The organism is Rhizomicrobium sp. (assembly GCA_037200985.1).
Lineage (GTDB): Bacteria > Pseudomonadota > Alphaproteobacteria > Micropepsales > Micropepsaceae > Rhizomicrobium.
Window position 1 is genome coordinate 1,176,937 of sequence record JBBCGJ010000001.1, and the last position, 21,975, is coordinate 1,198,911.

A 21,975-nucleotide genomic window follows, 5' to 3' on the forward strand; every position below is an offset into this window, starting at 1 on the left:
GGAGGCACCCATGACGTTCGTGAAGATATTGGCGCCGCTCACCGGCGGGGCCCGCGACGCGGCGGTGCTGGCAAGCGCCTTCGCCGCCGCAAAGCCGTTCAACGCCCATGTCGCGGCCCTCTTCGTGCGGCCCGATGCGATGGAAGCGCTGCCGTTTTACGGCGAAAGCATTTCGAGCGTCGTGATGCAGGAAATCAGCGAAGCGACGGCAAAGGCCTCGGACGAGGCGAGCCTGAAGGCGCAGGCGACCCTGCAGGCGGCGGCGACGGCAGCCGACGCGGTCGTCACGGCGGCACCGGAACTGCGGGACGTGCCGACCGCGTCCTTCAAGGACGTCACCGGCAACTTCGCCGACCAGGTGACGATGGCGGCGCGGCTCAGCGACCTGGTCGTGCTCGGCGCGCTCAAGGAGGACGATCGTCCGGGCCTGACCGAGGCATTCGAGGCGACGCTGCTGGAAACCGGCCGCCCGGTCCTGATCAGCGCCCACGCCGCGCCGGCCAGCTTCTGCCACAACAAGATCGCGCTCGCCTGGAACGACAGCGTGGCTTCGGCGCACGCGGTGACGGCCGCGCTGCCGTTCCTCGGCTGCGCGGCGACGGTCGAGATCCTGAGCATCCGGCGCGGCAAGGACGAGGCGATCGACGCAAGCGAACTCAAGACCTATCTGAAGCTGCGCGGCATCGACGCAAGCGAGCGGACGGTCGACGCCGGAACGCGGGTCGTGGGCGACGTGCTTCTCGAAGAGGCTTTGAAGGGCGGGGCGGGCCTGCTGGTGGCCGGCGGTTACGGCCACAGCCGGCTGCGTGAGATGTTCTTCGCCGGCGTCACGCGCCATGTCGTGAGCCACGCGGCGCTGCCGCTGTTTCTGGTGCATTGAGGCGGTCTGATCGCGATCGGATCATTTCCAGATTGTCATTCCCGCGCAGGCGGGAATCCACTCTTGGCGGATCGCTCCAGTCACTGGATGCCCGCCTTCGCGGGCATGACAAACAAGAGAAGGGGTTGGCTCTACAACTTCCGCAAGATCACGCTGCCCGCCGAATAGCCCGCGCCGAAGGAACACAGCAGGCCGATATCGCCCGTCTTGAGGTCGGCGCTGTATCTGTGGAACGCGATCACCGAACCCGCCGAGCTCGTATTGGCGTACTCCTCCAGGATGTTCGGCGCCTCGCCCGGAAACGGATCGCGGCCCAGGACACGCCGCGCGATCATCTCGTTCATGCCGAGATTGGCCTGGTGCAGCCATAGCCGCTTCAGCGCCGCCGGCGCGATGCCGTTCTCCGCCAGATGGCTCACGATCAGCTCCGCCACCATCGGAACGACTTCCTTGAACACCTTGCGGCCCTCCTGAACGAAGAGCTTGTCGGGTTTGCCGACGCCCTCCGGCGCGGCGCGGTTCAGGAAGCCGAAATTGTTGCGGATGTTGTTCGAGAATTTGGTCTTCAGCCGCGTCGCCAGGATTTCCCAGGCATTGCCGCCCTGCGCGGTCTCGCTGCGCTCGACCACGAAAGCGGTCGCCACGTCGCCGAAGATAAAATGGCTGTCGCGGTCGCGGAAGTTCAGATGGCCCGAGCAGATCTCCGGATTGCACACCAGGATGGCGCGGGCGTGGCCGGCCGATACCGTGTCGGCGGCGGTCTGCAGCGCGAAGGTCGCCGAGGAGCAGGCGACGTTCATGTCGAAGCCGAAGCCGTCGATGCCGAGCGCGTCCTGCACCTCGACCGCCATGGCCGGATAGGCGCGCTGCATGTTGGAGGCGCCGACCAGGACGCCGTCGATGTCGGCCGCCGTGCGGTCGGCGGCCTTCAGCGCGTCGCGCGCCGCGGTCACAGCCATCTCGGCCATGAGCGATATCTGGTCGTTCGGCCGCTCGGGAATGCGCGGACACATGACGTCCGGATCGAGCACGCCCGTCCTGTCCACGACATAGCGCGCCTTGATGCCCGACGCCTTGACGATGAAGTCGGCGGAGGATTCGACCAGCGCCGTCGCCGTGCCGGCGGCAATGGCCTGCGCATTGGCCGCATTGGTGTTGCGGACATAGGTGTTGAAGGCCGTCACCAGTTCGTCGTTCGAGATCGAATTGGGCGGCGTGTATAGGCCGGTGCCGCTTACGGCGAGCGTCGTCACGCGTGCCATCCCCTTGAAACACTTGCCGGTTGAGGCTGGCGCAGGGCACCGCCAAAGGCAAGCAATTCACCACCTGATAAACCCGGCGTTCAGACATTGGGCCTAAGAATTCAACCCATTGTGGTGTAGCGGGTGCGGTGCGGCGTGGATTTGGCCTGGACGGCGAGCAGGACGGCTGCGCGCGAGACCCGACCCGGGCTCGCCGGCGCGCTGCTGGCGCTCGGACTGGGTGCGGTGTTGGCCGCCGCCGCGGCGCAGGCGCCGGCCGGCGAGGCGATCGCGGGAGTCGTGATCTTCGCGTTGCTCGGCGGCGCCGTGTTCTTCCTGACGCGGCTGGCGGAGCGCAGCGACGAGCGGCTGCTCACAGCGGAATCGAGCTACCGCGCCTTTTTCGAGCACGCGCTTGAAGGCATTTTCCGCACCACGCCGGACGGCCGCTATATCGACGCCAACCCGGCGCTTGCCCGCATCTACGGCTATGGCAGCGTGACGGCGCTGAAGGCCGGGCTGACCAACATCGCGGACCAGCTCTATGTCGATCCGGGCCGGCGCGCCCAGTTCCAGGCGCTGATGCAGGCCAACGACCAGGTGAGCGCCTTCGAATCGGAAATCCGCCGCCGCGACGGCGCGACGATCTGGATCTCCGAGAACGCGCGCGCGGTGCGCGACTGGACGGGGCGCATCGTTTGCTACGAGGGCACGGTCGAGGACGTCACCGCGCGCTACGCGGCGCAGCGCGCCCTGCGCAAGGCGCTGGCGGAAGCCGAAGAGGCGAGCCGCGCCAAGAGCGCCTTCCTGGCGGCGATGAGCCATGAACTCAAGACGCCCCTCAACGCCGTGCTCGGCTTCTCCGAGATCATCAGGGACGAGATCCTGGGGCCCATCCAGCCGCAGCGCTACCGCGCCTATGCGAGCGACATCCATGCCAGCGGCACGCGGCTCCTCGCCATCATCTCCGACGTGCTCGACGTCGCGCGACTATCGGGCGGCGCGATCACGCTGAACGCGCGGCCCTGCTCGGTGGCGGTGCTCGCCGACGAAGCGGTGGCGATGGCCCGCATCGCGACCGAGGATCGCCGCGAGATCGCGATCGACGTGGCGGCCGGATTGCCGCAGGTGGATGTCGACCCGCAGCGGCTGCGCCAGAGCCTCGCCAATCTCCTGAGCAACGCGCTCAAATTCACGCCCGAGGGCGGCCGGATCGCGCTCAGGGCCTGGCTGGACGCGGGTGGCGGTATCTGCTTTTCGGTGCGCGACACCGGGATCGGGATGGATCGCGGCAAGATCGCGGCCGCGCTGGAGCCGTTCCGCCAGCTTGACGGCAGCCTGGCACGGCGCTTCGAAGGGGCGGGCCTGGGTCTTGCGATCACCAAATCGCTGGTCGAGCTGCATGGCGGCACGCTGGCCATCGAAAGCGCGGTCGGCGCGGGAACGACCGTCACCATCGCGCTGCCGCCGGTGCGCACGCACACGCTGGCCTTGACGGGGTAGCTCTCGCCTTGGCGCGCGCAGGGCGCTAAAAGCCGCGGATGAAAACGGCACTGGTACTCTTTTCCGGCGGACAGGATTCAACGACCTGTCTCGCCTGGGCGCTTTCCAATTTCGAGCTTGTCGAAACGGTCGGCTTCGACTACGGCCAGCGCCATCGGGTGGAACTCGACGCGCGACCGGGCCTGCGCGCGGCGCTGGCGGCGTTCCCGCAATGGACGGGGCGGCTTGGCGACGATCACCTGCTACCGCTCGATACACTGCGCGCTATCGGCGGCACGGCGCTGACCGGCGATATAGCGATCGAGATGGGCGCCAACGGGCTGCCAACGACTTTCGTACCGGGACGCAACGTGCTGTTCCTGACCGCAGCGGCGGCGCTCGGCTATCGGCGCGGCATCGCCGACCTGGTCGGCGGTATGTGCGAGACCGATTTTTCCGGCTATCCCGATTGCCGCGACGAGACGATCCAGGCGACGGCGCGGGCGCTGTCGCTGGGCCTGGCGCGCGAGACGCGGGTGCACACGCCGCTGATGTGGCTCGACAAGGCCGCGACGTGGAAGCTGGCGGAGGCGCTCGGCGGCGCGGCGCTGGTCGACCTCATCGTGCGCGAGACGGTCACTTGCTATGAAGGCAATCCGGCGCCGCATGCCTGGGGCAAGGGCTGCGGCACCTGTCCGGCCTGCGAGTTGCGGGCGAAGGGCTACGAAAAGTACCGCGCGGCATGACCTCCAACTGAATTGTCATGGCCCGCGAATGCGGGCCATCCAGTTGGGATGAAATTGCCGCCGGCATGGAAAATGGATGGCCCGGACAAGCCGGGCCATGACGAATTGGAATTGGTCCGATGACCTATTCGGTGAAAGAAATCTACTACACGCTGCAAGGCGAAGGCGCGCAAGCGGGGCGCGCGGCGGTGTTCCTGCGCTTCGCGGGCTGCAATCTGTGGAGCGGGCTGGAACGCGACCGCGCGACGGCGCAATGCCGGTTCTGCGACACCGATTTCGTCGGCGTCGACGGACCGGGCGGCGGCAAGTTCGCGACGGCGGAGGAATTGGCCACGGCAGTCGCAGACAAATGGCCGGGCGGCGGCAAGCCCTATGCCGTCTGCACCGGCGGCGAGCCGCTGTTGCAGCTCGACGATGCGGCCATCGCGGCGCTGCACGCGCGAGGCTTCGAGATCGGCATCGAGACCAACGGCACGCAGGAGCCGCCGGCGGGGATCGACTGGATCTGCGTCAGCCCCAAGGCGCGCGCCGATCTTGTCCTGACGCGCGGCAACGAGTTGAAGCTCGTCTACCCGCAGGAAGGCGCAGAGCCGGAACGCTATGCCGGTCTCGCCTTCGAGAACTTCTTCCTTCAGCCGATGGACGACGACGCGCGTGCCGCGAACACGCAGGCGGCGACCGAATACTGTCTCGCCCATCCGCAATGGCGGCTGAGCCTGCAAACCCACAAGCTGATTGGAATTCGATAAGAAGCACCTCCCCGCAAGGGGGTGAGTTTCACACCGACGCCTCGACCTTGCGGCGCCGCGTTTCGCCCTTCGGCCTGCGGGCGGCGAGGTCTTCCAGCAGGTCGCGCTTCATCGCCGCCGCGGACGGCTCGTTCCACAGATTGCGCCATTGCCGGGGATCGTTCTTCAGATCGTAGAGTTCGCCTTCGGTACCTTCGTAAATCGAGGTCTTGCCATAGGCCGTGATCGTCCAGCCGTCGCGATGGAGCGTGCGCAGCGACACCGAGACGCCTTCGAACTCGCTGTCCCATTCGGTGAAGACGGCTTCGCGCCTGCCGGCAGCCGACGCATCGCGGGGCAGGGCGGCGCCTTCCATCCAGTCCGGCTTCTCGACGCCGGCGATCTCGCAGAAGGTGGGCGCAAAATCGACCTGGCCCACCGGCGCCGTAAAGCTTGCGGGCGCTATCTTCGCGTTCGGCGCCGGCCGCCAAATCAAAGGCAGGCGCATCAGGCTGTCGACATGATGCGGCCCTTTGAACAGAAGGCCGAAATCGCCCTGGAACTCGCCGTGGTCGGTGGAGAAGATCACATCGGTATCGCCGTCCCAGCCGCGCGCCGCGATGCGGCCCATGACGCGGCCGACCGCCTCGTCGATCAGCTCGTTCTTGATATGCGTCATCGCGTCGATCTCGCGGAGCTGGTCGGTTGTCAGGCTCGACGGCACCCAGGCCGGCGGCGCCTCGAAGCAGGTCATGCGTTTGCCGGTCCACCAATCGCGCCAGTGATGCGGCTTGTCGGACAGGATCGCGTCGATTTTCTCTTGGCTGCCGGGATAGCCTTCCGGGATCGGAAGGTCGCGCCAGTCGTGCCGGCCAAGCTCGTTCTGCGGCGGATCCCACGGGTGATGCGGATCGGGAAAACTCATCCACACGAACCAGTCCTCGTTCGCATCCAATGAGTCGAGATAGGCGATGGTGCGGTCGGCGACCCAGTCGGTGTGATAGAGCCCGCGCGGCGTCGGATTGTGCTTGACCTGCACACCGCCGGTGTCGCCTTCGCCGTAGGAATTCTGGTGCAGGTCCATGCCGAGCACCGGATAGAAATTGTCCAGCACTTCGGAATGCGTCTTCATCAGCCACTGCGCGTAGTGCAGCGGCCCGCGCGCCCCATGCGCCGCCAGCTCCATGTGATCGAAGCCGCGATGCGGGCCGAACGTGCCCTCGCGGCCCATGCGGTTCTCGGCAAATTTGCCCATCAGATCGAGGAAGGGCTCGAAATGCGCCTTGCCGATCAGCGCGGTGCGGTAGTTCTTCTTCTCCTTCAGCAGCCGCGCGACGGAGGGCGCGTCCTCGGGCAACGGCACGCCGTTCATCCACACGCCATGCGTGGTGACGTATTGCCCGGTGATCATGGTGGCGCGCGCGGGCATGCAGACGACATTCTGCGCATGGCAGCGCGTGTAGTTGAGGCCGGCCTTCGCCAGCGCGTCGATATGCGGCGTGCGCGCGATCCTCTGGCCGTTCGCGCCAATGGCGTCGAAGCGCATCTGGTCGGTGGTGATGAAGAGGATTTTGCGGCCCATGTCGTGTCCGATTGTTAGAACCGCGTGACGATCTTCGTCATGTCGGGCCGCACGCGCTCCTCGAGCGGCTGCGCCGGCTGGCCGATATAGACATAGCCCGCGATGCGCTCGCCGGATTTGAGCCCGAGGCGGTCGCGCACGCCCAGATGGAAGGCGCACCACTCGGTCAGCCAGTTGGCGACGAAGCCCATCGCATGTGCGGCGATCAGCAGATTCTGGCAGACGGCGCCGGCGGACAGCACCTGCTCCCATTCCGGAATCGGGATCGCCTCGCGGGTGCGGCTGACCACGGCCACGACGACCGGGGCACGCAGGAAGCGGTGGCGCTCCAGGTCGAGGCGCTCCGGCCCCGCCTGCGGCTCGGTCTCCAGGATGCTCTCGACGAGGAGTTCGCCCATGCGACGGCAGGCTTCGCCCTCGAACACGATGAAGCGCCAGGGGAACAGCTTGCCGTGGTCCGGCACCCGCGCGGCGGCGGTCAGGATCGTGTCGAGCTGGCCCGGCGAAGGCCCCGGTCCCGTCATGGTCTTGGCGGAGCCCGAGCGGCGCGACAGAAGCAGGTCGATGGCATCGGGAGCGGGTCGGTTGAGAGCGGGGGTTGCGGAGTCCATATCGGGCCTATGCGGAGCGGGTGGGTTGGTTACGCGGCAGCGAAGCTTTATTTAGCAGAAGGGGCGCGGGTCCTCGCGGGGCTTTTCACGCGTTCGACGCGTTGTTTTGTCATACACCTGGAACCGCTGCTATAAGGCGGGCAAATCGGGAGCGAACATGGCCGTCAAACGCGAGAAAATCGCCACCTGCGATCCGATCTGGCATGCCCTGCGGGAGCAGGCGGAGACCCTCTCCGAGCGGGAGCCGGCGCTGGCCAGCTTCGTGCACGGCGCCGTGCTCAAGCACGACCGGCTGGAGAACGCGGTCTCCTATCACCTGGCCAAGAAGATCGGCTCGGAAGACCTCTCGCCGATGATGATGCGCGAGATCTTCGAGGAGGCGATGACGGCCGACCCGGCGATCGGCGACGCGGTGCGCGCCGACCTCGCGGCGGTGTTCGACCGCGACCCGGCCTGCAAGGCGCATATCGAGGCCCTGCTGTTCTACAAGGGCTTCCAGGCGCTCGAATGCCACCGCATTGCTCACTGGCTGTGGCACCAGAACCGCCGCGCCATGGCCCGCTTCTTCCAGAGCCGCATCTCGGAATTGTTCGGGGTCGACATCCATCCCGCCGCGAAGATGGGCAAGGGCATCATGATCGATCACGCCACCGGCGTGGTGATCGGCGAGACCGCGGTGGTGGAGGACGACGTCTCCATCATGCAGGGCGTGACGCTCGGCGGCACGGGCAAGGAGTCCGGCGATCGCCATCCCAAGGTGCGCCGCGGCGTGCTGATTTCGCTCGGCGCCAAGATCCTCGGCAATATCGAGATCGGCGAGTATTCGCGCATCGGCGCCGGCAGCGTGGTCCTGAAGGCGGTGCCGCCGGGCTGCACCGCGGTCGGCGTGCCGGCCCGGCTCACCAACTGCGCCGCCGGCGGCCGCCCGTCGCACGAGATGAACCAGGTCATCGAATACGACCAGGACAAGAGCGGCTGAGGTCGATTCACGCGGAGCCGCGGAAAACGCGGAGTTCTGGCGTGGTTTGTTTTGAGTCGATCATCATAAGAAGGTCGTCATTGCCCGGCTTGTCCGGGCAACCCATTTTTCTCGCCGCCAAATTGGGTCGCCCGCATGAAGCGGGCGATGACGGTTTTATTTTCAAGCAAGTGATCTGAACCTCCGCCATTATGGCGCAAACACACCTTACGCTCCTAGGTTCCTGAAACGTTCGGCGCTATTTAGTTGGAATGGCCGAACGTCACGTCATCACCGCATTAACCGCAAAACGTAAGCAGATCGAACGGCTGGTCCGGCTACTTACGAAGAAATTGCAGGTAGCAAACGCTGAACTGGAAGCTATCGAAGCCGCATTTCGCATCTTCAAGGCCGACATCGCTCTATCTGCGCCGCCAACAAGCCGTCCGGCGTTTGGAATATCTAAAGGTGATTCTTTGCGGGCCGTATTTCGGGTTCTCCGCGCAGCACCTAAGCCTCTTAACACGTGGCATCTCACCGAACTCCTCATGCGGGAGCGCGGATTACCGCCAGACGACACAAAGCTCTACCGCACCATGGAACAGCGTTTGCGCGCATCACTGAATTACTATCGGCGGACGAAAGGTGTTCTCAAATAGTCGCGAGGGCCTGACGGACTGGTAGTATGGGAAATAGCGCCACGCTAGAACGAGAATGGTTGCGGGACAATGTCGGTACGCGGAACTAAGGCTTGATCCGAAGGTACATTTCGAAAACGTCCCATGCGATGAAGAAGATCGCCCCGATGATGAGGAAATAGAATTGCAAACGAGCGTAAGTGCTTGTCCGTTTCGAGTTTGATTCGATTGCATCGCGAATGCCGCCGCCAGCGGCTTCCATCATCTGCGGATGACTCCCGACTTTGGGATGTCGTCCACTTTCAACCTTGAGAAGCTCGAAATTCGCAAACAGGGTTGAATCAACGTACCGCAGATTCATACACCCAGAAAAGAAGCTAAAGCCCCAACACAACACGGCAGTCCCGAGCGGAATCTGAGAAAGAGACAGAACCATGTCCTGACTTCTTGTCACTGCGAAAGCGATGGCGGCACCGGCAGCCGCGAGCATAAAATAGGTGTAGCGTTCTTGGGAGGCGCGTTGGGTTCGATACAGTTCAATTTCCATGTCGCTGGACATGTGCGCCGCTTTCATATTTGGGCTGTAGATGATGTTGGGCGGACGCTATTTCGGTTTGCGTCCACTCGAAAGCGGGTTCGGCAATTTATCCACGGCTCATGCGCTTTGAACCGACGTTCCGTCTATTGAAGCAGGTCCAACGGCTTCACGCCCAGCACCTTCGCGAACTTCTCAACGACTTCCAGAGTCGGATTGCGCAGGCCGCGCTCGATCTGCCCGACATAGGTGACGGCAAGATCAACCTCGTCTGCCAACACCTCCTGACTTAACCCGCGCTCTTTGCGGATTCGCCGGACATTGATCCCAAGGACTCGCGCCAGTCGCATAGGCGAAGGCGGAACGATTTGTTAAGGCCACACCAGTCACTATAGTGATGACTTTTGGTTGTAAGCGAGCCGGACATGATCCGCTGGTCGTTCGTCTGGAAAGGGGCCCTCATTGGCGCGGCGCTCTATGTGCCGTTGATCATATTCGTCAGGCTGAACTCTCAGCCATCGCCGCAGTCTTCTTCCGAGCGTCACAGCTTCGGCATCGATCCCCGGAATACCGAACTGCACTCAGACAATATCAGACGGATGCCGGGCGACATATTGGGGTCTCGGCTGTACCTCTCAATTTACAGCGCAAACAGCATTGTCGGGCTGAAAATTCGGGATGGCGTGGTCGCTTGCGGCGTTGGCGAGGATATAGAGGTTCAGTTCGATGATGGCCCTGTGGAGGTCTACACCTGCCATCAGGAGCGAGAGGCGGAAGTAACGTTGTCGGATGGACCAGCGATCCTCGACAACGCCGAGCAGTTCATTGCGGGGATAAGAAAGGCGTCATCCGTGACGATCAGCCCGTTGCTCATGGGCAAAGGTCGCGCCGACTTTCATTTTACGGCGCGCTAGAGGGCGAACACCATGCTTCCGGATTACGGCGGCGAATTGTGTGAAATGAATCTTCGTTCCCGCTGTGTGGCAGAAACTTGAAGCTCCGCCGTTCACTCTCGATGCCTAGTGGCGTTATGTCGAAAATTGTGCCGTCCGGACGCCGCACGATGGAATGAGCCACGATCTTCCACATCCAGAATTGGTCATGTTCCTGTAACAGCCAGCCCCGAACTGAATCGCAATCCGGATTGTCCGAGACATATTTATCGGCATTGTCGTGGCAGTGTGCGACCTCCGGCTTCGATCCGTCATGGAATATTACATTCGGATCAAACGAAACGGAGACCGCTTGCAGGCGAGATTTGAGGAGGTCCTGAAAGAACTCCTCGTCTGAAGGAAGCACACCACAACGCATCTCAAGCGTCCCAATTTGATCAGGCTAAACGAAGCGGATGAAGAACAAATACGCTCCGGCCAGCAAGCTCACGCTCGCCAAGATCGACAGTATCCCGTCCCAGCGCGTTCTAATCGCGCTCGCAACAGCAGCTAGAATGAGACCCGACACAAACCAAATCGCCAAGCCAGTGAGCCAGCCTTCGGCCGCTACCGATGCGTAAATAGCAGCAAAACCGGCGAGGATACCGCCTAAGATCAGAGGCACGCTCAAAATCTGCGACACTTGGGATATGTTCTCATAGCCCGCTCGACGGACCATCGTGCCTGTGACGGCGGCGAAGTTCAGAAGTAACGCGGGCAATATTATATCGATCATTTCCGTCCCGCCCATTCGCATAACGTCCCGAGCCTATCAGAAATGCCAGCCACCAGAGGCATGTGCGTTGATTCATCTAAGGTCATTGCGTGTACGCTAGTGCGCCAAATTCTTGACTTTTCCGATAGGTGTGATAGTGATTTTCATGCGATGAATCGCGCGGCGCGCATCTCGCATCTCAAACACCAATACGGAGATTCAGTTGGCTGACGCAGTCGATGCGCCAATGACGCATCTATCCGGCATACGAGAGATCGGTGCCGAATCGTCACAGGACGCTCGAAATGCTCCTAATGAACTCAACGACAAGCTCGCGCGCTTCCGCGAGCGTTTGCGTAGCCGTCTTACCTGCGCGAACCTTGATCCCCCGAAACACTACGTTGAGCGGGATGGCTTTGAAGTCATCATTCAGTTCGAGATTGTGGGGAGCAACGAGCAATACGAGGCACTGATTAGTCGGGTGCCAGTGCATGCTACCGATGCGAACTCCGCGCCGTGCCTTGAGCCGGGCCACAAGGTGTTCGCTGGGAACGGGCGCTACTTCGAGAATCTGCTTCATGTGCCCTCCGGCAACGCTTCTGAGAATCCAGAATGGCTCGCCATCCCTTCCGCCGTGCGGATCAAGCGAGCGGATAAGTTCACCAACGTCCTCGGGAAATCTCGCTATTTCTCGTTGGAAACGAGCCGGTTCCTGTGGTCCCTTACCAAAAGACGCGGGGAACGCAGCACGCCCCTCACCGGGAAGTGCGATGCGCTGCACGATGTCATCGAGAACGCCCCACAGTCCGACCATGATGGACTTGGCGTCGGCACTGAGGGTGCGGAGAGCAGCGTCAGTTTCTTCGTAAGCCCGGATTGGATTTCTGCGGACCACGAGATTTACCTGCTGATGGGCCGCATGAGGTTGTTTCTCGGCTTCCATCGAGAACGGTTTGAGTTTGAGGAAGGCATTGACCGCCTTATCGAAGTTCGCGATGTCCATTTCGGCCCGCTCGGCTTTCCCGAGCGCGTCCAATAGGCAATCTTCGAGATCGATGTCCATGTCGGCGCTCTCGCAGGATTCGGCTTGGCCCCATGCGCCGAAGCTGCTTCGTAAAATGCCCTGATGCCGACTAATGTTCTCTTAAGGCGACCCCAAGAGCTTCTCAGCATTCTCGACGACATCCCGCAAATGTGCCGACGTTGACGAGAAAATCGTCGTCGGATCGCAATTCGCCTTCGTTGCGATGCCTTCGATCCTGAACTGAATCAGCGTCAGCACGGGTTGTGCCGGATCGGCGTCAACCGCCTGAAATGTGAATTCATCGTTCTTGGTGAAATGGTCGCCGGGAATCTCGACGACGCTTTGGCTCTTGTCGGGTTTGAAGTAGGCAACCCCGCATGCGCTCGATGTCGTCGGCGACAAGCTCCAGTGCTTCGCACTATTGGAAAGCTGCTTCACGAGGATAATGTGTGACAGCCACATCTTGTGCTTTTTTCTGGCGTCCGCGATGACGCCGCTGAATGCGGGACCGACGCGAACACCAATCGCCAGCATGCGTGTGGCAAACTCACCGTCATCCTCGCAGAACGGGTAATAGAGGTTCGGCTTCTGCGCACCGCCATTCAGTTTCAAGCAAGCCGCCAGAGCTTGGTCATGCGCGTGGACAAGATTGTTTGCAACATCAGAGACAATGGGCTTTAGCCCGTTCAGTACTTCTCGGTCGATGCATAATCGGTAGTGAGGGCCTGAGTAATGAACCTTCCAAACCGACTGCGTGGTTCGATTGTATTCAGCGACATGAGCCTGCGCCCTCGTCAGCAGCGCCTTTGCATCGACGAATGGATCAGGCTTTTGCATCAGGATTTGTGCCGCCTGCTAGGCCAGGTCACGCAGATCAAGTGAAGCACAGCCCATCACCTTCAAACACATCAACAGGAACGCCGCCGAGAACTCACCCCGCGCTACCTTGTTCCGGAGGTTGCGCTCATTCTCATGGACGCCCGCTTTATCTAGTAACTCCGCAAGCTCCCCATAGCTGAGATCGCGCTTCGCCATCTCGACGCGGATGATCCGGCGCGCCCAATCGTGAGCCTCGCTCGCCACCTCTTTATCGATCTCGATTTGCTTTGGCATCGTTAACCTTAAGCCTATCTATGGTGCATAATTCATCATAGATGCTGCTTTTGTTTGATATACGTTCATGTTTCGTGCTATAGCATCATCTACGATGCAAAAGCGCAGGCGGGCACGATCTCAGCATTTTCTTCTCTCGGCCAAGGCCCGGACCCTGAGTCTGATGGAGGTCGCCCGGATGTCGGATGACGACGCCTACAAACGGTTCCGGAGCGTGCGGTTCGCTCAGAATGACGGCGAGCCATTCTGCTCTCTGTGCGGCTCTCTCGGGGTCTATGAGTTCGAGTGCCGCCACATTTTCAAGTGCAAGGGCTGTGGGAAGCAATTCTCGCTAACGACCGGTACGATCTTCCACGGTCGCAAGATGGCCTATCGCGATCTCCTGATGGCGATTGCGGTGTTTGTGAATGGCGTAAACGGTCATGCCGCGCTCCGCCTCAGCCGCGATCTTTGCGTCTCCTAAAAGACGGCTTTCGTCCTCGCGCACAAGCTGCGGGAGGTGTTTGGCGCGCTCCAGACTCCGCACAAGCTCACCGGCATTGTCGAGATCGACGGTATCGTGGTTGGCGGACACATAACGAAGGCCAATCAGAAGAAGGACCGGCGGGATCGGCGCAAGAACACGCTGAAGCGCCAAACAATTGTGAACATGCGAGAACGGCGTCCCGGTGGGCGCACAATTTCGTTTGTGTGCAAGAACGAAGCTGACGCACTGCCGGTCATCCTCGCGCACGTTGATAAAGCGGCCAAGGTTCGCACGGACGAGGGCGCGTCTTGGCAGATTTTCCCCGCGTATTTTACGGACTGGAAAGCTGTCAATCACTCCGTCGCTTACATGATCGACGGAATTCATACCAATTGGGTTGAAGGCTTTCACTCGCGTATCCGGCGTGCGGAGCGCGGCATTCACTGCCGTATCTCAGGTCGGCATTTGCAGGGCTACGCTGATGAATTCGCGTGGCGCGAGGATCATCGCCGTATCGATAACGGCACGCAGTTCGCCATGCTGATGAAGGCGAGCGCGGGCCAGCCCAAGTCAGCGAAGTGGGGCGGATACTGGCAACGCCATTTGCCGAAGCCGGTGCCCGCATGATTATCGAGTTCAAGCGCGGCAAGCAGCGGTACGAGATCAAACCACAGGGTTGCGTCTTCGTGGGTTATGTCGATGGCGTACCAACCATTATCGGAAAAAGAATCGAAGTCGTTACTCGTATGCTCATCGAGAAGCGTATGGGAGGTCGGACGATGGCTGAGATTGTCCCGTTTCCGAAGGAGCCTGCGGAGCGTTAGGTGGACGCTTCAAGCGCATCCGCGCTGCGGGGTTCGGTAGCACGATGCCGATTTTTGCGTTCGGTTTGGATTGACGATTTCTTCCCGCCCTAGCTTGTTCTTTTGGAATCGCGACCCACCGCATCGGTTTATAGCTGACGACTTGAGCAGTTCGCCCTTCCCGACCCTTTAGCGTCAGGTGTATGTCACTTTCGATTCGTGAAATCTCTCGTTCGTCTGGCGGTTCAATTCTCAGCCGTGCCGCCACCATGCGAGCCAGTTCCCGTCGAGAAAGCGGAACCGTCGCGTCGCGAAGTATCGCATAGACAGTCCGACTGATCGCCCCCTTTGTTACATGCTGCTTGCGTGGGTAAGTCGGCCTGACTTTCGCCGGGTCCCAATCGGGATCGAAAAGCCAAATCACCGTTTCGATGGCCGAAAGCTTTTCATCGAGGTCCTTCTTACGAAGATCGCAGCGGTTGGTCGCCTCAATGATTGCGTCAAGGCCAACGGCATCCTCGGTTAGCCGCTCGGCGAATTCATATTCACCGAGGAGTTTTGCGTATTTCTTCGATAGGATGGAGACGACTAGCGGCACGGCCATACGCTTAGAGTGCAGCGCCAGACGTTAAATCTAGGCAAGTAAAGTTGGTTAAGAGTCGGCGACCGGATACAATGGGCAAGAATCGCGACGCGGACTGAGTATTCTAATGAGCAACGACTGGATGCTTGGAGGCAGTCGCGAAGTGCGATCATGGCACGACCAGATGCAGGTGTGCTTGAACGGCCACCGCATTACTGCCAACGCGCTGGGATCGCCTGAATTCCGCGAAGATTTTTGTTCGCGCTGCGGCATGCGCACAATCATGGCATGCGAAAAGTGCCGGACACCGATCCAAGGCGAATACCATGTGGAAAACGTATTTGCCGTGGGCATGAATACGCCCGTTCCCAAATATTGCACGAAGTGTGGCTCGCCCTATCCGTGGCAAGAAGCAGCCATAGAGAATCTGAAAGAGGCACTGCGCGAGGGCGGCTTAGACAGCGCCGACATTCAGGCGGCTGAGTTGGCCCTTCCGGACATCATGCACGACACGCCGAAAACTGAACTGGCATCGCTGAAGTTCGGGCGGATTCTCAAGAAACTTGGCAAACCGGTTTACGAGGTTGCGATCAAGGTCGTCACCGATGTGGCGTCGGAGGCCGCGAAGAAGGCGCTTGGTCTCGGCTAGGGTGTTTGCCCAAGGTGTGTTTGCGCCATAATGGCGTGAACCTCCGCGTTCTCCGCGGCTCCGCGTGAAAATATCGGTGCCGTTGCCCACCGGCTCAGGCTCAAAACAGATCCGCCCACTTCAGCAGCGTCAGCGCTGCCGTGACCATCGGCTTGCGCAGCAGCGGACCGCCGGGGAATTTGCGCGGCGGCACGCGCGCCAGGATGTCGAACCGCTCCGCCCGGCCGAGCGCCGCTTCCGCCAGTGCCTTGCCGCCCAAGACCGACAGAGCGACGCCATGACCGGAATAACCGTGGCCGAACAGGACGCGCGATCCGAGGCGTCCGAAATGCGGCATGCGCGTGCGCGTGATGCCGACCGTGCCGCGCCAGCCATATTCGACGGCAACATCCGCCAGGCCGGGAAACACCTTGAGCATGCGCGGCCGAACCAGCGCCATGATGTCCGACGGCGGGCTCCAATAGCTTTCTCGCCCCGCGAAGATCAGCCTTCCGTCGGCGCTCTTGCGGTAATAGTCGAGGACATGCCGCGTATCGGCGACGGCGACGTCGCTGGGCAAGACGTTCGCGTTTATCGCGCCGAGCGGCTCGGTTGCGATGAGGAAGCTCTCGACATGCGCAATATAGGGCGCGAGTTCGGGCGCCAGCGCGCCGCCGAAGGCGTCGCAGGCCAGCACGATATGATCGGCGCGAATGCGGCCATAGGCGGTCGCAACCACACCGTCGTCGCGGCCGATGGCGAGGGCAGGGCTGTCCTCATGCAGAACGGCGCCGGCCGCCGCTGCAAGCGCCGCAAGCCGCCGCGCGAATTTCAGCGGATGAAGATGGCCGCCGCCGCCGTCGAACCGCGCGGCGGGATAGGCCGTCGCGCCGAGCGTCGCCGCGGTCTCGCCACCGTCCAGCATGCGCAATTCGTGATAGCCGTACCGTGCTTCGAGATACGCGGCCTCTTCGGACAGATCCCGCGCGGCACGCGCATTATGCGCGGCGATCACGAGGCCGCGCTTCAGGTCGCAGCCTTCGCGCGCCAGTTCGAACACGAGCGCGCGCGCCTCCTCGCTCAGCCGCCACAGATCGCGCGCCTGGCTTTCGCCGAGCCAGGCTCCGAGTTCCGTCTGCTCCTTGCGGTGGCCGGGATGGATCTGGCCGCCATTGCGGCCCGAGGCCGCGAAACCGATGGTCTCGGCCTCGATGAGCACGACCCTGGCGCCGGCCTGCGCGGCATGGAGCGCCGCGGACAGGCCTGTGTAGCCGCCGCCGACGACGCAGATATCGGCGCGGATCTCGCCCGCCAGCGGCGGCCGCGGCGGCGATACCGCGGCGCTGGCGGCGTAGTAGCCCTGGGGTTGCGCGTTCATGGCTGCGTCCTTGCGCGAGCCTGGGGCGCAAGGTCAAGCTCGGGCCTTGACCGGGCCCGGCACGCGTGCAAGTTGGACCTTCCCTTCTTCTTCCGGAGACACCGTTGACCCGCAGCGAAATCTGGCGCCTCGAGAAATATCTGCGCAACCTGTTCCGCCTCGACACGATCACCATCGTGGAGCGGCCCAAGCAGGCGGATTCGGTCGAGGTCCAGGTGGCCGGCGAATTCATCGGCGTGATCTTCAAGGACGAGGAAGACGGCGAGACCTCCTATGCCTTCAACATGGCGATCCTGGAAATGGATCTGCCGGAAGCGCCGTCGAGCCGGACGTAAGCCGTCATCCTTCGAGGGCCGCTACGCGGCCACCTCAGGATGACGAATTCGATATCTCGCCCGTTCTCATTCGCGTCATCCTGAGGTGAGAGCGAAGCGAGCCTCGAAGGATGACGCGCCGCTCGATGTTTTTCGACTTCCCCACAAGGGGGATGTGGTTATCCTTCCCGTATCGCCTTCAAGAACACTTCTCCGAACTCCTGCAGCTTCTTCGCGCCGACGCCGTTGATCTCGGCGAACTCGGCGGTGGTTTGCGGACGGCGTTCGACCATGTCCTGCAGCGTGCGGTCGGGGAAGATCGCATAGGCGGGCACGCGGCGCTGTTTGGCGAGGCGCAGGCGCAGATCTTTCAGCGCAGCCAGAAGCGGCGCGTCGGCATCGTCCGATTGGGCCGCGGCGATGGCGCGGATCGAACGCTTGGTCGGTGCGCGGGGCGGCGCCGGGCGGTGGTGAAACGCCCCTATTCCGCGCAGCAGGGCGCGGCCCTTGTCCGACAGCGTCAGCCCGCCATAGCCGGCGATGTCGAGCGCCAGGAATCCGCCCGCCACGAGCTGGCGCAGGATGGTCTGCCATTCGGCCTGGGTCTGCGCCGCGCCGCTGCCGAAGGCGGCAAGCCGGTCGTGGCCGGCGCCGGCGACCTTCTCGCCCGTCATGCCGCGCAGCACATTGGCGATGTGCACCGCGCCGTACCGTTCGCCGGTCTGGCGCACGGCTTCGAGCGCGAGCCGCGCCAGCGGCGTCGCGTCGATCATCGCGCCAGGCTCGCGGCAGATATCGCAATTGCCGCAGGGCTCGGCGGTCTCGCCGAAATAATGCAGCAGGATCTGGCGGCGGCAGCCTGTGGCCTCGCAATAGCCGATCAGCGCGTTCAGCCGCTGATGCTCGCGGCGGCGGCGGTCCTCGCCCGCTTCCTCCTGGTCGATGAACATCCGCCGCAGGCGGATGTCGCCGAGCCCGAACAGCATATGCGCCTCGGCCTCGCCGCCGTCGCGTCCGGCGCGGCCGATCTCCTGGTAATAGGCCTCGACGCTGCCGGGCAGGTCGGCATGGAACACAAAGCGCACGTCGGATTTGTCGATCCCCATGCCGAAGGCGATGGTCGCGACCATCACGATGGCGGGCTCGGTCATGAACAGGTTCTGGTTCGCCTCGCGCGCCTCCTTCTCCATGCCGGCATGATAGGCGAGGGCGCGGATGCCGTGCTTGTTCAGCATCTCGGCGGTCGCGTCGGTCTTCTTGCGCGACAGGCAATAGACGATGCCGCTGTGGCCGCGATGGCGTTCCAGGAAGCGCAGCAATTGCGCGGTGCCGTCGCGCTTGGGCTCGAGGGTGAGGCGGATGTTCGGCCGGTCGAAACCGAGCACGACCTGCTCGGCATCGCCGCCGAACAGCTTGGCCACGACGTCGGCGCGGGTCGCGTCGTCGGCCGTGGCGGTCAGCGCCGCGATGGGCACGCGCGGGAATATCTCGCGCAGCCGCGACAGCGCCTCGTATTCGGGACGGAAGGCCGGGCCCCATTGCGAGATGCAATGCGCCTCGTCGATGGCGATGAGGCGGACGTCGAGCTTCGCCAGCGCCTCCAGCATGCGCTCGGTCATCAGCCGCTCGGGCGCCAGATAGAGCAGGCGGGTCTCGCCCGAAGCGGCGCGGCGCCACGCCGCCACATTGGCCTCGCGGGTCTGCGCCGAGTTGATCGAATCCGCCGCGACGCCGGCCAGGCGCAGCGCCGAGACCTGGTCCTGCATCAGCGCGACGAGCGGCGAGACGACGAGCGTCAGCCCGCCCCTGACCAGCGCGGGCACCTGGAAGCACAGCGACTTGCCCGAGCCGGTCGGCATCACGGTCAGCACATTGCGCCCGGCCAAGAGCGCGTCCATCGCCGCTTCCTGCCCGGGGCGAAACGCCTCGTAGCCGAACACGTCCTTCAGCACTCGCCGCTTGGAATCGACGGGGTGGAAATTCATGGCGCGAACCTGCCCGAGGCGCGGGGCCTGCGCAATCGGCGCGCTTGAGCGGGGTGTGCGCGAATGCGATCATGCCGCCATGCCGCATCGCGAACCGCGCCGCACGGAGCAAGCTTGGCGATCCTGACCTTTGCGTTCCGCATGCGGTGGGCGATTCTGGCCCTGCTTGTCCTGGGCGCGGCGGCGGGCGGATATGCCGGGCTTCGGGACGTTGTCCCACCGGTCGCCGCGCTGTTGGCCGGCACGGCATCCTTCGCGATTGTCGCATGTGTGGGCTACGTCCACGTCCGGCACGCCGGATTGGCCGTCATTGCGGCGCTGGCGCCCCTGCTGGGTATGGTCGCGGCGGCGCTGTCGGCGCGGGGCCTGGCGACAGCGGATTTGCTGGCGATCTATGGCCTGGGCGGCGTCGCGGCGGCGCTCACCGGCGGCGAAACGGTGCGCCGCGTGCTTGTCGAGGGTGCCGGGGATGCTGCGAAGCTCTCGCTCGCGCGGCTGTTCGTGCCGGCGATGCTGGCCGCGCTCGCGGCGGCGACCGTATCGGCAGCATGGCTGTTTCGCGGCGACCCGGCACTGACGCTCCGCACCGCCTGCGTGCTTCTTGCGAGTGTCGTCTTCGCCGTCCTTGGCACGACGTTCGGGGCGTCGGTTCTTCCGTTCGCGGAAGGCTTCTTCACGGCGGCGAACCGGGTGCGGGAGCGGCGCGAGCGCCTGCTGCGCCTGACGACCGGCGTCGTGCAATCGCGCTGGGCCTTGAGCATCGCGGGCATCGCGATGGTGCTGGCCGTGCTCGGCTGGTTCGGCGTCGAGCCGTTTCTCGTCCGCGGCGCATGGATCGCCAAGCCCGCGCTCTGGAGCGCATCGGCGCTGGGCGTCTTCCTGCTCGCCTTCGCGGCGGGGCGGGACTGGCGCGAGGCGCTCGCCGCGACGGCGGCGCTTGCCGTGTTCGTTCTGCTGGTGCTTTGGCTCTGGTGTCTGACCGTTGGGCGCCTACCGCCGCCGGCGCTTATCGCGATCGCGACGGCGGCGGGCGCGGCCTATCTGCCGATGCTGGCGCTTGCCGCGGGGAGGCATCGATTTCTTGCGGCCGGCGACGAACCCACCGTGGCGCGGTTGCGCGCGCTGGAGGACCTCGGCGCATCGCCCTATTTCGGCGCGGCCGCCGCCGCGGCTTCGCTCCTGCCCTGGATCGCGCTGCACGGCTCCTTCGCGGTGCTGGCGGCGGCTTTCCTGCTGGCGGGCGGGGCAGCCGTGATCGTGCAGCCGGCCATCGCGGCCGCGCTGGAATGGTTCATCCCGCGCCGCCGCTCCCTGAACCAACTCTACGGGCGCGGCTGAGGTTCGGCCGGCGGCTTCTCGAAGCTTTCGATCAGGCGCGCGACGCCTTGGCCGATCTCCTGCCAGCGTGCCAGGTGTTCGCGCTTGAAGCGATAGGACAGCGCCACGGCGTGCGCGATCGGCATGTCGCGCAGGCAGCTTGGGCTCGGCACGTCGGGCGACAGCCGGTCGCAGCGCAGCAATTCAAGGCCGGCCGGCGTCTGGCCGACGAACAGGTCCTGGTTGCGGTAGCCGGAGTCCTCGCGGAACGTGTACTGGGTGAGGCCGAACGGGCCGGGCGTACCGCGCGGGTTGGCGAGATAGGCGGTGTAGACCCGCGACAGCCTGTCGGCCTCGGTCAGGTTCAACTGCTCTTCGCGGATCAAGAGGAAGACAACCGGCGAATCCGGCGTGTTGGCACTGAAATTGGACGCCTCCCAGTTCGACCAGCCGGCCATGTCGGGAAGGATCGCGAACAGGGCGATATCCTTGCGCGTGCCGCCCTGGCGGGCGCTCTCGAACTGCAGGTAGTTCGCGGGAACCCAGAGCTTCAGGTCATGGACCCGCAGGGCGATGAGATCGCCGCGCGATGTCGGGGCGACCTGTTCCTCCAGGAAATTCGGCGCCGTCGGGGCGAGATAATAGAGCAGCACCAGCGCCGACAGCGCCGCCGTCACCAGGAAAACGCCCAGGGGAATCAGCCAGCCGGAGCGCTTGCGGATCGTGCCGTCGGTATCGGAATACGTCATCTTCGAGTCCAAGCCCGACCCGAACGAGTCGCGCGGACCATACTTAACATAGCGCGCGCAACGATCCGTTGTGACCTGTGTCACGCCGCGCCAATTTGTTCACGGCGTGGCGCAGATGCCGCGCCATATCCGTGTTCCGGAACCCCTGTTCCGCAGTCGGACGCATCGTAATGGCACAGAAGATGCGCAAATCCGCGCCAATCGGCAGGTATGCCGCCTGCATCCGTGACGTTCAGCACAGCACGGGGGCAGAGATTGTATCGGGATATCCTTTTGGTCGCGTTCGCCACGCTCGCGGGGTTCACCGCCTCGGGCATTCTTGCCAACCTCTACCGGATGATCGCCAAAAAGCCGGAGACGCTGGGCGGGCGCCTGAGTTACGTCGCTGTCATGGTTATCGCGGGCCCGAACGTGCTGTTCGAGAACGCGGCGAACTCGTTCCGCGCCAAGGATTGTTCCAGCTTCGCCTTCTGGCTGGCCGCATCGATCTCCGCCTATTGGAGCTTCGCGCTCGGCATGATCGTGATCCAGGTCGGGCTGGCGGTGTGATTTAATCTCCCCATAAGG

The 21,975-nt window shown here is 63.3% G+C and carries 24 protein-coding genes and 1 pseudogene; 12 read left to right on the top strand and 13 right to left on the bottom strand.

Going from position 1 to position 21,975, the window contains the following annotated elements; genetic code table 11:
* The first annotated feature begins 10 nt into the window (after nt 1-10).
* Nucleotides 11-880, top strand: coding sequence for a universal stress protein (locus tag WDN01_05595; GenBank protein MEJ0025484.1), 870 nt, complete (start codon nt 11-13; stop codon nt 878-880).
* A gap of 131 nt (nt 881-1,011) precedes the next feature.
* Here the strand turns inward: WDN01_05595 and WDN01_05600 are convergent, their stop codons facing one another.
* Nucleotides 1,012-2,133: a beta-ketoacyl-ACP synthase III gene (locus WDN01_05600; protein MEJ0025485.1), complete on the bottom strand. Its 1,122-nt coding sequence runs from the start codon at nt 2,131-2,133 to the stop codon at nt 1,012-1,014.
* Between the two features lie 144 nt (nt 2,134-2,277).
* On the opposite strand from WDN01_05600, the gene WDN01_05605 reads away from it, so the two are divergent.
* The 3 genes from WDN01_05605 to queE all read left to right on the top strand — a co-directional run bounded on the left by WDN01_05605 (nt 2,278) and on the right by queE (nt 5,098).
* Nucleotides 2,278-3,624, top strand: coding sequence for a PAS domain-containing sensor histidine kinase (locus WDN01_05605; protein ID MEJ0025486.1), 1,347 nt, complete (start codon nt 2,278-2,280; stop codon nt 3,622-3,624).
* A 38-nt stretch (nt 3,625-3,662) separates the two neighbouring features.
* Nucleotides 3,663-4,349 (top strand): 7-cyano-7-deazaguanine synthase QueC, encoded by a 687-nt coding sequence (gene queC / locus WDN01_05610; protein MEJ0025487.1) that lies wholly within the window; start codon nt 3,663-3,665, stop codon nt 4,347-4,349.
* Nucleotides 4,350-4,468: 119 nt separating this feature from the next.
* Complete coding sequence (queE, locus tag WDN01_05615; GenBank protein ID MEJ0025488.1) at nt 4,469-5,098, top strand: 7-carboxy-7-deazaguanine synthase; 630 nt, start codon at nt 4,469-4,471, stop codon at nt 5,096-5,098.
* 28 nt (nt 5,099-5,126) lie between these two features.
* On the opposite strand, the gene WDN01_05620 is transcribed toward queE, so the two are convergent.
* Together WDN01_05620 and WDN01_05625 are read right to left on the bottom strand one after the other, a co-directional pair.
* On the bottom strand, nt 5,127-6,659 hold the full coding sequence (locus WDN01_05620) for a sulfatase-like hydrolase/transferase (GenBank protein ID MEJ0025489.1): 1,533 nt from the start codon (nt 6,657-6,659) through the stop codon (nt 5,127-5,129).
* Nucleotides 6,660-6,673: 14 nt separating this feature from the next.
* Nucleotides 6,674-7,270: a nitroreductase gene (locus WDN01_05625; protein ID MEJ0025490.1), complete on the bottom strand. Its 597-nt coding sequence runs from the start codon at nt 7,268-7,270 to the stop codon at nt 6,674-6,676.
* Between the two features lie 157 nt (nt 7,271-7,427).
* Here WDN01_05625 and cysE point away from each other — a divergent pair, with 157 nt between their 5' ends.
* Nucleotides 7,428-8,249, top strand: a complete 822-nt coding sequence (gene cysE, locus WDN01_05630; protein ID MEJ0025491.1) for a serine O-acetyltransferase — start codon at nt 7,428-7,430, stop codon at nt 8,247-8,249.
* 251 nt (nt 8,250-8,500) lie between these two features.
* A complete protein-coding gene (locus WDN01_05635; protein MEJ0025492.1) occupies nt 8,501-8,887 on the top strand; it encodes a hypothetical protein in 387 nt (128 codons plus the stop codon).
* 85 nt (nt 8,888-8,972) lie between these two features.
* Here WDN01_05635 and WDN01_05640 read toward each other — a convergent pair whose 3' ends face one another.
* On the bottom strand, nt 8,973-9,425 hold the full coding sequence (locus tag WDN01_05640) for a hypothetical protein (protein ID MEJ0025493.1): 453 nt from the start codon (nt 9,423-9,425) through the stop codon (nt 8,973-8,975).
* A 122-nt stretch (nt 9,426-9,547) separates the two neighbouring features.
* Nucleotides 9,548-9,751 carry a helix-turn-helix transcriptional regulator gene (locus WDN01_05645; protein ID MEJ0025494.1) on the bottom strand — a complete coding sequence of 68 codons (204 nt, stop codon included), beginning with the start codon at nt 9,749-9,751 and terminating at the stop codon, nt 9,548-9,550.
* 75 nt (nt 9,752-9,826) lie between these two features.
* On the opposite strand from WDN01_05645, the gene WDN01_05650 reads away from it, so the two are divergent.
* Nucleotides 9,827-10,315, top strand: a complete 489-nt coding sequence (locus tag WDN01_05650) for a hypothetical protein (protein ID MEJ0025495.1) — start codon at nt 9,827-9,829, stop codon at nt 10,313-10,315.
* 421 nt (nt 10,316-10,736) lie between these two features.
* On the opposite strand, the gene WDN01_05655 is transcribed toward WDN01_05650, so the two are convergent.
* The 4 genes from WDN01_05655 to WDN01_05670 all read right to left on the bottom strand — a co-directional run bounded on the left by WDN01_05655 (nt 10,737) and on the right by WDN01_05670 (nt 13,185).
* On the bottom strand, nt 10,737-11,084 hold the full coding sequence (locus WDN01_05655) for a hypothetical protein (GenBank protein MEJ0025496.1): 348 nt from the start codon (nt 11,082-11,084) through the stop codon (nt 10,737-10,739).
* A gap of 253 nt (nt 11,085-11,337) precedes the next feature.
* Nucleotides 11,338-12,111 carry a hypothetical protein gene (locus WDN01_05660; protein ID MEJ0025497.1) on the bottom strand — a complete coding sequence of 258 codons (774 nt, stop codon included), beginning with the start codon at nt 12,109-12,111 and terminating at the stop codon, nt 11,338-11,340.
* Between the two features lie 81 nt (nt 12,112-12,192).
* The gene (locus WDN01_05665) at nt 12,193-12,909 is read right to left on the bottom strand and encodes a hypothetical protein (GenBank protein ID MEJ0025498.1); all 717 of its coding nucleotides are present in this window, start codon (nt 12,907-12,909) and stop codon (nt 12,193-12,195) included.
* An 18-nt stretch (nt 12,910-12,927) separates the two neighbouring features.
* Nucleotides 12,928-13,185 carry a DUF6471 domain-containing protein gene (locus WDN01_05670; GenBank protein ID MEJ0025499.1) on the bottom strand — a complete coding sequence of 86 codons (258 nt, stop codon included), beginning with the start codon at nt 13,183-13,185 and terminating at the stop codon, nt 12,928-12,930.
* A gap of 94 nt (nt 13,186-13,279) precedes the next feature.
* On the opposite strand from WDN01_05670, the pseudogene WDN01_05675 reads away from it, so the two are divergent.
* Nucleotides 13,280-14,278: pseudogene (locus tag WDN01_05675) on the top strand (IS1595 family transposase).
* 123 nt (nt 14,279-14,401) lie between these two features.
* On the opposite strand, the gene WDN01_05680 reads toward WDN01_05675, so the two are convergent.
* Entirely contained in the window at nt 14,402-15,052 is a 651-nt protein-coding gene (locus WDN01_05680; protein MEJ0025500.1) for a hypothetical protein, read from the bottom strand.
* Nucleotides 15,053-15,164: 112 nt separating this feature from the next.
* Between WDN01_05680 and WDN01_05685 the strand changes: the two genes are divergently transcribed.
* Nucleotides 15,165-15,686 carry a DUF2321 domain-containing protein gene (locus WDN01_05685; protein ID MEJ0025501.1) on the top strand — a complete coding sequence of 174 codons (522 nt, stop codon included), beginning with the start codon at nt 15,165-15,167 and terminating at the stop codon, nt 15,684-15,686.
* A gap of 100 nt (nt 15,687-15,786) precedes the next feature.
* Here WDN01_05685 and WDN01_05690 read toward each other — a convergent pair whose 3' ends face one another.
* A complete protein-coding gene (locus tag WDN01_05690) occupies nt 15,787-17,043 on the bottom strand; it encodes an FAD-binding oxidoreductase (protein MEJ0025502.1) in 1,257 nt (418 codons plus the stop codon).
* A 104-nt stretch (nt 17,044-17,147) separates the two neighbouring features.
* On the opposite strand from WDN01_05690, the gene WDN01_05695 reads away from it, so the two are divergent.
* A complete protein-coding gene (locus WDN01_05695; protein MEJ0025503.1) occupies nt 17,148-17,378 on the top strand; it encodes a DUF3126 family protein in 231 nt (76 codons plus the stop codon).
* 158 nt (nt 17,379-17,536) lie between these two features.
* Here WDN01_05695 and recQ read toward each other — a convergent pair whose 3' ends face one another.
* The gene (gene recQ / locus WDN01_05700; protein MEJ0025504.1) at nt 17,537-19,342 is read right to left on the bottom strand and encodes a DNA helicase RecQ; all 1,806 of its coding nucleotides are present in this window, start codon (nt 19,340-19,342) and stop codon (nt 17,537-17,539) included.
* A gap of 114 nt (nt 19,343-19,456) precedes the next feature.
* On the opposite strand from recQ, the gene WDN01_05705 reads away from it, so the two are divergent.
* A complete protein-coding gene (locus tag WDN01_05705; protein ID MEJ0025505.1) occupies nt 19,457-20,680 on the top strand; it encodes a hypothetical protein in 1,224 nt (407 codons plus the stop codon).
* Here the strand turns inward: WDN01_05705 and WDN01_05710 are convergent.
* Nucleotides 20,665-21,408, bottom strand: a complete 744-nt coding sequence (locus WDN01_05710) for a hypothetical protein (protein ID MEJ0025506.1) — start codon at nt 21,406-21,408, stop codon at nt 20,665-20,667. The genes WDN01_05705 and WDN01_05710 overlap by 16 nt on opposite strands.
* A gap of 273 nt (nt 21,409-21,681) precedes the next feature.
* Here WDN01_05710 and WDN01_05715 point away from each other — a divergent pair, with 273 nt between their 5' ends.
* A complete protein-coding gene (locus WDN01_05715; GenBank protein MEJ0025507.1) occupies nt 21,682-21,957 on the top strand; it encodes a hypothetical protein in 276 nt (91 codons plus the stop codon).
* Nucleotides 21,958-21,975 lie beyond the last annotated feature (18 nt).

What these genes read in the sequence shown, in the direction of transcription:
- WDN01_05595 (MEJ0025484.1), top strand. Translation starts at nt 11, where the DNA reads ATGACGTTCGTGAAGATATTGGCGCCGCTCACCGGCGGGGCCCGCGAC.
- queC (MEJ0025487.1), top strand. Translation starts at nt 3,663, where the DNA reads ATGAAAACGGCACTGGTACTCTTTTCCGGCGGACAGGATTCAACGACC.
- queE (MEJ0025488.1), top strand. Translation starts at nt 4,469, where the DNA reads ATGACCTATTCGGTGAAAGAAATCTACTACACGCTGCAAGGCGAAGGC.
- WDN01_05620 (MEJ0025489.1), bottom strand. Translation starts at nt 6,659, where the DNA reads ATGGGCCGCAAAATCCTCTTCATCACCACCGACCAGATGCGCTTCGAC.
- WDN01_05625 (MEJ0025490.1), bottom strand. Translation starts at nt 7,270, where the DNA reads ATGGACTCCGCAACCCCCGCTCTCAACCGACCCGCTCCCGATGCCATC.
- cysE (MEJ0025491.1), top strand. Translation starts at nt 7,428, where the DNA reads ATGGCCGTCAAACGCGAGAAAATCGCCACCTGCGATCCGATCTGGCAT.
- WDN01_05635 (MEJ0025492.1), top strand. Translation starts at nt 8,501, where the DNA reads ATGGCCGAACGTCACGTCATCACCGCATTAACCGCAAAACGTAAGCAG.
- WDN01_05640 (MEJ0025493.1), bottom strand. Translation starts at nt 9,425, where the DNA reads ATGTCCAGCGACATGGAAATTGAACTGTATCGAACCCAACGCGCCTCC.
- WDN01_05645 (MEJ0025494.1), bottom strand. Translation starts at nt 9,751, where the DNA reads ATGCGACTGGCGCGAGTCCTTGGGATCAATGTCCGGCGAATCCGCAAA.
- WDN01_05650 (MEJ0025495.1), top strand. Translation starts at nt 9,827, where the DNA reads ATGATCCGCTGGTCGTTCGTCTGGAAAGGGGCCCTCATTGGCGCGGCG.
- WDN01_05655 (MEJ0025496.1), bottom strand. Translation starts at nt 11,084, where the DNA reads ATGGGCGGGACGGAAATGATCGATATAATATTGCCCGCGTTACTTCTG.
- WDN01_05660 (MEJ0025497.1), bottom strand. Translation starts at nt 12,111, where the DNA reads ATGGACATCGATCTCGAAGATTGCCTATTGGACGCGCTCGGGAAAGCC.
- WDN01_05665 (MEJ0025498.1), bottom strand. Translation starts at nt 12,909, where the DNA reads ATGCAAAAGCCTGATCCATTCGTCGATGCAAAGGCGCTGCTGACGAGG.
- WDN01_05670 (MEJ0025499.1), bottom strand. Translation starts at nt 13,185, where the DNA reads ATGCCAAAGCAAATCGAGATCGATAAAGAGGTGGCGAGCGAGGCTCAC.
- WDN01_05685 (MEJ0025501.1), top strand. Translation starts at nt 15,165, where the DNA reads ATGAGCAACGACTGGATGCTTGGAGGCAGTCGCGAAGTGCGATCATGG.
- WDN01_05690 (MEJ0025502.1), bottom strand. Translation starts at nt 17,043, where the DNA reads ATGAACGCGCAACCCCAGGGCTACTACGCCGCCAGCGCCGCGGTATCG.
- recQ (MEJ0025504.1), bottom strand. Translation starts at nt 19,342, where the DNA reads ATGAATTTCCACCCCGTCGATTCCAAGCGGCGAGTGCTGAAGGACGTG.
- WDN01_05710 (MEJ0025506.1), bottom strand. Translation starts at nt 21,408, where the DNA reads ATGACGTATTCCGATACCGACGGCACGATCCGCAAGCGCTCCGGCTGG.